Genomic DNA, 4,908 nt, shown 5'->3' with positions numbered 1-4,908 from the left:
TCAAAGTAAATTTGCAGCCTAAAAAAAGCGGCTTCTTAAAAGGCCTTATTTGAATTGTGGTATCGTGAAATTTGAAGATTATATTAGAAAAAAGAGGTTTTTTCACTGCCTGACGTTAGCAGTAATGCCCAAAGATTGCGCAGAATTTTACTTAAACTTGAGAAAATGATGAATTGGATTTCAATCATAAAAGACAAATTAAAAATATACCCTAAAATGTCTTTAGAAGAGGTTATGGAATTTCAAAACGAAATTAAATCGCATATAAAAATGTTAGAAACTTCTGCTGAATATTCAAAAGATTACGCCTTAAAACGTATTGTGGAAATTCTGAACGAAGTTGATACAAAATCTGACTTAAAAAAACAGAAAGAGTTAATTAATCGAATTGCTATTGATAGCGTTGAAAATTGGGAAACAATAAAAAAAATTGGGGAGTTTTTAAAAACTTATTAGGATAAGTGGAAATTGAAGAATAAGCACTACTGCTAACAGCCTGTTAGTCTTAATACGCTTGTGAAGTATATATTTTATTGGTACTCACGAAAATTAAAATTCCTTTGGTACAACATAAGTACAACAAATCAAAAACTTTTTACAAAGCTATAAATACCAGTACTGTTAAGCTGCGCTTGGCGGTTCATTGCTTGATATTCCGCTAATCGTCCACAGTAATAATTATGGGTTGCTTTTGCATACCCATTAATCAAAAGCAAATCATTCAAACATTCTCCTCCTGGTAATATTACATATCCTAGTTGTCTGTTCCAATAGTCGTAATAGTTCTCCTGTTCTGTAACGATAGTTACAGCCGTTTTAGGCGGTGCAACCGACAAAACGAAGTGCAAGGATTGCAAACCAAATTGAAGCAATAATTCGGCTGGTAAACTGCTTTTCTCCTCGTCCTCTTTCATCTTCCTATTTAGTTTTACTTCTGGCGCATCCAAGCCATAAAGTCGGATTTCTTTTTTCATTTGAGTGAAACGATTGCAAATTATTATGCTATCGCCATCAAGGACTTCTTCAATTTGCCAATGGGTTTCCACTATGTACGGTGCTTTTGCGTTGTATTGCATTGATTTACAGTTATTTAAGTTATTGATAATCAAAGATAATCATTGAAATTTGTCTTATGAATTTAATCTAATTATTAACTTTTTAAATCTTAAAAAAATGGCAAGACAAAAAGGTGTTATCAAGTATGTTGGAACTCTTGGAGATATCCGACACTTCAAAATTAAAGGACAGGAAGGCTATTTCGCTGGAATGGTTGGCGGACCATCTGGCGACCAAGTGCTGACTGCTCCTGAATTTGAGAGAACTCGTGAGAATATGAACGAATTTGGCGCTTGTGCCAAAGCTGGAAAATCTGTTCGAACTGGTTTATCTCAAGTGATGAAACAAATGGCGGACAGCCAAGTAACTGGAAGATTGACTTCTATTATGAAGAAAATCAACCTTGAAGACCAAACCGAAGCCAGAGGTTACCGTAAAATTGAAATCACAACACAAAGAAATTACTTAAAAGGTTTTGAGTTTGACAAAAACTCTTCTTTCAATGGTATTTTCAACGCTCCGTTTTCATTAACTCACACGGTTGATAGAGAAAGTGGCGAATTTGTTGTTGATGCTTTTAATCCAGCGAATTTGGTTAATGCTCCATCTGGTGCAACTCATTTCCGTTTGATTACTTCGCTTTCAGTAGTGAGTGATTTTGAATACAACTCTACCACAAACAGCTATGATCCTATGGATGCCGCATTGAATGAGGTAAACGATATTCAATACAGTCCTTTCTTGGATTTGTACGCTCCAGTTCCTGCCACTACAATTACTGCAACTTTACCTAATGGAGCAATTCCAACGGTAAACACAACTGTTTTACAGTGTATCGGAATTGAGTTCTACCAACAAGTGGGACCAAATTACTACTTGTTTTCCAGTGGTAACTGCTTGAAAGTTGAGGATGCTTTTTAGAAAAACCTTCCGAAAATCCCTCGCCAAAAGTGAGGGATTTTTTGTTTAATCTCAAACCTATCAGAACTATGGAAAGCAAAATAATAAGAGTAGCCCAAGGCAAAGAAAGCACATTGAGCCAGTTATACATCAACGGAATTTTCCAATGTTATTTACTAGAGGATAAAATTAGAGAAGTGAAAATAGCTTCACAAACTGCCATTCCAAAAGGTGTTTTTAGTTTAAAGTTGAACACTATAGGAGCTAAAAATGTGGATTACAAAAAAGCATTTGGAAAGCTGCACGAAGGAATGATTGAAATTACTGGTTTGCCAAACTTCAGCTTTGTTTATATCCATACCGGAAATACTATCAAAGAAACTGCCGGGTGTCCGCTTTGTGGTTTTGGTTTCCAATTCGTTGACGGCAATTTTCAAGTTACTCAAAGTGTTGCAGCTTACAAAATGATTTATCCAAAATTAGTAGCACTGGCGAAAGTTGAAAACAACAAAATAACCATTGAAAATAATTTTCAATTCTAAAAAGGCCAAAAAATGGAAAATATCAACATCATCGCAACACTTTTTGGAACACTTATCACTTTGTTACTCTCGATTGTGGCTTATTTTATCAAGCAATTACACACCGATTTTAAGAGTATGGAAAAAGATTTGGTTGAAGTAAAAACTATGGCTTTAATCATCAAAACCGAGTTCAAAAGTGGTAACGACTTACTGAACCAAAAAGTAGAATATCTAGAAAAAAGAGTACAAACAATTGAATTAACAATCTTAAAAAATCAAGATTATGAAAAATAAAAAATTAAATTTAGTGGAAAGAATTAATGCTCCAACTCCAAAATGGTTTAAAATACTTCGCACTGTTGGAATTGCTTTGGCTTCAGTTGGTGGAATTATTATCGCCTCTCCTATTGCATTACCTGTTGGATTGGTTTCGGCAGCTGGATACTTGGTTCTTGGTGGTAGTATCATTTCTGTAGTTTCTCAAACTGCTGTAAAATCGGAAGAAGAACCGAAAACAAACCCTTAAATTTGGTTAAAAGCCTAGTTGAAAGCTCCTTAATTCGGGGCTTTCATTGTTTTTAGTAGTTAATAAACATCAATTGCTTTACTTTTTACCGTTTTATTTAAGTGGGCGGAATATATTGCACTTATGTTGGGGTTATATGGCTTTCATTTGTCAATCAAAATCGTGTTGGTTTATCGGGAAAAAAAATCCAAGGAAGCCCCAAACTTCAAATTTGGGACTGGTCATTCGGATAAGGTAAGAATTGGAGCTGTTTTTTTTGAGAGAATGCCTTTCGGGTATTCTCTTTTGAAATGGGATGCTGTGGCATTCTTTCAAAAAAAATTGCATCCATAGGGGTTTGGGGAAATGGAAGATTTCCCCAACTGAACTTGCCGAGTGCGCTGGCAGTAGCGAAACAAGTGTATTGTTTTTCTATTTGCTGATTGGGGTTTTTCTGATTGCTTTCCTGGAAAAGTTGATGCCAGACTTATGAAAAAAAGATAATGCTTCCCTTTAGTAATAAGCATCAATAAGACCGTTATGGCATCGGCTTTTCGGGAAAGCAATTACTGCGGTGATGGTGGCAAATAAAAAACGATACTCTTGTGGGGAAATTTGATTTTTGAGGATGCCGAAATAGTGTTCGGTTTTCAAATTGCAGTATTCAGTAAAATAGTTGTTGCGATACGGTATGGCATCTTCAAAAAACAATGCAAATATAGTTCCTATTTCGGGTGGGAGCGTTGGCTGTGGCGGCTATTTTACATAATGAAATTATAGTGCGAGTGCCCCGGGGTTCGGGGCGCTTGACCTATAATGTTGCTATCATTATGTAACATAGCTTGGGGGTGTTTTAGGGCTTTGAGCGTTGGAAATAGCTTATTGTAGTTGTGGAGTTTACGGAGCAAGCTGCAATGTGCTATTAGAGCGTTGGCAGAAGCCATAAAACGCAGGAGCGTTGGACGAGCGTTGGCTTGGGTGGGCGCAAATACGTCAGCCGCTTTTTCTGCGGCGTTCCTGACCTAAGAAAATGAATTAATTATATCACTTTTTATATGAAATAAATATACTCTATTAGGAAAATAAATTTCAAATAGTAATTTAATTTCCTTGAGTTGAAAACAAAATAATAAATTATATATACTGTTGATATATATTGCTTTAAAAAATAATATATAATATTTTACCTTTTTTTATTAACTGTAAGTAATATTTATGTATATTTGCATCATAGTTCTTTGAAATATGTTTTGAAAGTTAATTACTAAATGGAGAGTTTTAATTTTTGTTTATTCATTTAAACAACCCTTTATTAGGGTTTCAGGCACAATTCTCCCTCGAAACCTGCTGAAAACTGTCGATGTCGCTGAAAAGCCAAATCGCCAAATCGATGAAAGCATTGAAATCAAATTCAATTAATTCAAAGAAGTTTTAAGTCAGATTTACAAGGATGAAATGAATTGTATCAATGAAAGCTTCTATATTAAAAGAAGCAGGGATTTTAAAGCGGTGCATAGAGAACATTGTCTACGCATTTAGTAATTGATTATTGTTAAATAAGCAGGTAGCAATTAAGCTATTACTAAAACTTATTTTATTATGTCTAGAAAAAAAAGACTTCAGAACATCGATGGTTTACAAAATGTACTTGTAACTATCGCAACGGACCAGTGTTCTCTATCGGAGAATGATGTTAATCTATTAAATGATGCAATAGCAAAATTAAATAGATTGAGAATTAAGAAAGGGTTGACAGACAAACATTATAAATCTGAAATTTCAGATATTGTTGACCTAATTATTAAATTTTTTTGATTGTCCGCAATTACCCATAATTAAATAAAAGGCTTATATTTGATAAAAAAAGAGCGATGAATCTATTCAATTTTACAGCAAATTTTGGGAGTGAAGAGTCTTGTAGAC

At 34.5% G+C, this 4,908-nt stretch carries 6 protein-coding genes; 5 read left to right on the top strand and 1 reads right to left on the bottom strand.

Annotated elements, in window-relative coordinates; genetic code table 11:
• Positions 1-165: 165 nt before the first annotated feature.
• Complete coding sequence (locus QLS31_RS16040) at positions 166-456, top strand: hypothetical protein (RefSeq protein ID WP_282744676.1); 291 nt, start codon at positions 166-168, stop codon at positions 454-456.
• A gap of 128 nt (positions 457-584) precedes the next feature.
• On the opposite strand, the gene QLS31_RS16035 is transcribed toward QLS31_RS16040, so the two are convergent.
• Complete coding sequence (locus QLS31_RS16035; protein WP_282744675.1) at positions 585-1,076, bottom strand: thermonuclease family protein; 492 nt, start codon at positions 1,074-1,076, stop codon at positions 585-587.
• Between the two features lie 97 nt (positions 1,077-1,173).
• Between QLS31_RS16035 and QLS31_RS16030 the strand changes: the two genes are divergently transcribed.
• The 4 genes from QLS31_RS16030 (at position 1,174) to QLS31_RS16015 (ending at position 3,006) form a co-directional block, all read left to right on the top strand.
• Positions 1,174-1,977: a hypothetical protein gene (locus tag QLS31_RS16030; RefSeq protein ID WP_282744674.1), complete on the top strand. Its 804-nt coding sequence runs from the start codon at positions 1,174-1,176 to the stop codon at positions 1,975-1,977.
• Positions 1,978-2,045: 68 nt separating this feature from the next.
• The gene (locus QLS31_RS16025) at positions 2,046-2,498 is read left to right on the top strand and encodes a DUF5675 family protein (RefSeq protein WP_282744673.1); all 453 of its coding nucleotides are present in this window, start codon (positions 2,046-2,048) and stop codon (positions 2,496-2,498) included.
• A 12-nt stretch (positions 2,499-2,510) separates the two neighbouring features.
• Positions 2,511-2,774: a hypothetical protein gene (locus tag QLS31_RS16020; RefSeq protein ID WP_144257567.1), complete on the top strand. Its 264-nt coding sequence runs from the start codon at positions 2,511-2,513 to the stop codon at positions 2,772-2,774.
• Entirely contained in the window at positions 2,764-3,006 is a 243-nt protein-coding gene (locus tag QLS31_RS16015) for a hypothetical protein (RefSeq protein WP_282744672.1), read from the top strand. Before QLS31_RS16020 ends, QLS31_RS16015 begins: the two co-directional genes overlap by 11 nt.
• The last annotated feature ends 1,902 nt before the right edge of the window (positions 3,007-4,908 follow it).

It is taken from the genome of Flavobacterium sp. XS2P24, assembly GCF_030010285.1.
Lineage (GTDB): Bacteria > Bacteroidota > Bacteroidia > Flavobacteriales > Flavobacteriaceae > Flavobacterium > Flavobacterium algoritolerans.
This window is presented reverse-complemented; position numbering and strand designations above follow the sequence as displayed.